The following is a 2000-nucleotide window of genomic DNA, read 5'->3' as shown; positions in this document are numbered from 1 at the left end:
CGGTGTGGGCGCACGGTGACCTGCCGGCCGCCCGCGCACTCGCCGATTCGGCAGGGCTGGTCCGCACCCGCGAGCTGCTCAAGATGCGTCGACGTTCCTCGGACGGACCCCCGTTGCCCGGGACGCGGCCCGCGGAGGGGATCGAGACGGGCACACTCGCCGAGGCGGCGTCCGAGGGCGGTACGCGGTGGCCCGGGCTGGACGCCCGGGAGGAGTTCCTCCGCGTCAACAACGCCGCGTTCTCGTGGCACCCGGAGCAGGGCGGATGGACCCGCGGTCGGCTCGACGAGCGACTGGCGGTGGACTGGGTGGACCCAGGCGCGATCTTCCTGGCGGTCGACACCACGGGGCCCGTGCCCCGGCTGGCGGGGTTCCACTGGACCAAGACGGTCACCGAACCCGGTTCCCCCGTGGAGGGCGAGGTCTACGTGGTGGCGGTCGACCCCTCCGACCAGGGGCGTGGGCTCGGAGGGCTGCTCACCGCGCTCGGGGTCGCGCACCTGGAGGGACCGGTGGGCGCGGAGTCGGTCGTCCTCTACGTGGAGGGCGACAACGCGGCTGCCATCCGGACCTACGAGAAGCTCGGTTTCATCGTCGAGCATCGTGATGTGACCTACGCCTCTGCGTGAGGTGCCGGTTCAGGCGACCTGCCGGCCGCCTATCGACGCAGGTCGGCGCCGTGCTCGGGAGTCAGGTGAGCATTCTTTTCGTGACGCATCCGCTGAGTTCATCTCGCGTTCATCTCGACCGGCGAGACCGTTCATATCGGCCCCTTAGGTTCTGTCCTCGTCGGGTCGCGGTATCGGCCCGGCTTTGTGTTGCAGTCGCCAAAGACGTGTTCGGGGGGCTCCCCGCCGGACGAACCAAGGAGATTCAGTGAACCTCAAGCGCACCGGTGCTCTTCTCGGCCTCACCGCCCTCACGGCGGTCGGGCTCGCCGCTTGCTCGGACGACAACACCGGAAGCGGTGACACCGCGGCGCAGAGTGTCTCCGACGCGGAATGCGAGGGCAAGGAGACCCTGACCGCGTCGGGGTCGTCCGCCCAGAACAACGCCATGACGATCTTCGCCAACTCCTACGCCATGAGCTGCGAGGGGCAGACGTTGAACTACAACTCCAACGGCTCCGGCGCCGGCGTGAGCGAGTTCACCGGCGGGATCACGGACTTCGGTGGATCCGATTCCCCGCTGAAGGACGCCGACTACGCGGCGGCCGAGGAGCGGTGCGACTCGGAGGCGTGGAACATCCCCGCCGTCTTCGGCCCGATCGCCGTGGCCTACAACCTCGACGGCGTCGAGCTGACGCTCTCCGGTCCCACTCTCGCCAAGATCTTCAACGGTGAGATCACGACCTGGAACGACCCGGCGATCGCCGAGGAGAACGAGGGCGCGGACCTCCCGGACGAGCCCATCACCGTGATCTTCCGTTCGGACGAGTCCGGCACGACCGACAACTTCCAGAAGTACCTGGAGGCGGCGTCGGAGGGCGAATGGACGCAGGGCGCCGGCAAGACCTTCACCGGTGGCGTCGGCGAGGGTGCCCGCGGCAACGAGGGTGTCTCGGGCGCCATCGGCCAGACCCCGGGCACCATCACGTACACCGAGTGGTCGTACGCGAAGAACCAGGACCTCTCGATGGTCAAGGTCATCACCCCGGCGGACCCGGAGGGCGTGGAGCTCAACGCCGAGACGTCGGGTGTGACCATCGACTCGGCGCGCCTCCAGAACGAGGGCACGAACGACCTCGTCATCGACACCTCGTCGTTCTACGTCCCCGAGGCCGCGGGTGCGTACCCCATCATCCTCCCCACCTATGAGATCGTCTGCTCGTCCTACGCGGATCCGGAGACCGCTGCGGCCGTCCGGTCCTTCCTCAACATCGCGGTGGCCGAGGACGTCCAGGCCCAGCTCGAGGACGAGGGCTACATCCCCGTGCCGGATGCCTTCCGCGATCAGCTCATGACCGCCATCTCCGAGATCTCCTGATCCACCTGGTCACC

Annotated in this window: 2 protein-coding genes; both read left to right on the top strand. The window is 68.3% G+C overall.

Annotation, left to right across the window (positions count from 1 at the left end; translation table 11 throughout):
* On the top strand, positions 1-629 hold a 629-nt coding region (mshD, locus tag G6027_RS13415), incomplete at its 5' end, for a mycothiol synthase (RefSeq protein WP_182637605.1).
* Between the two features lie 247 nt (positions 630-876).
* Positions 877-1986 carry a phosphate ABC transporter substrate-binding protein PstS gene (gene pstS, locus G6027_RS13410; protein ID WP_182637604.1) on the top strand — a complete coding sequence of 370 codons (1110 nt, stop codon included), beginning with the start codon at positions 877-879 and terminating at the stop codon, positions 1984-1986.
* The last annotated feature ends 14 nt before the right edge of the window (positions 1987-2000 follow it).

The organism is Dietzia sp. SLG310A2-38A2 (assembly GCF_014145095.1).
GTDB lineage: Bacteria > Actinomycetota > Actinomycetes > Mycobacteriales > Mycobacteriaceae > Dietzia.
Note: the sequence above shows the minus strand (reverse complement) of the source record. Positions and strands in the feature narration are given on the sequence as shown.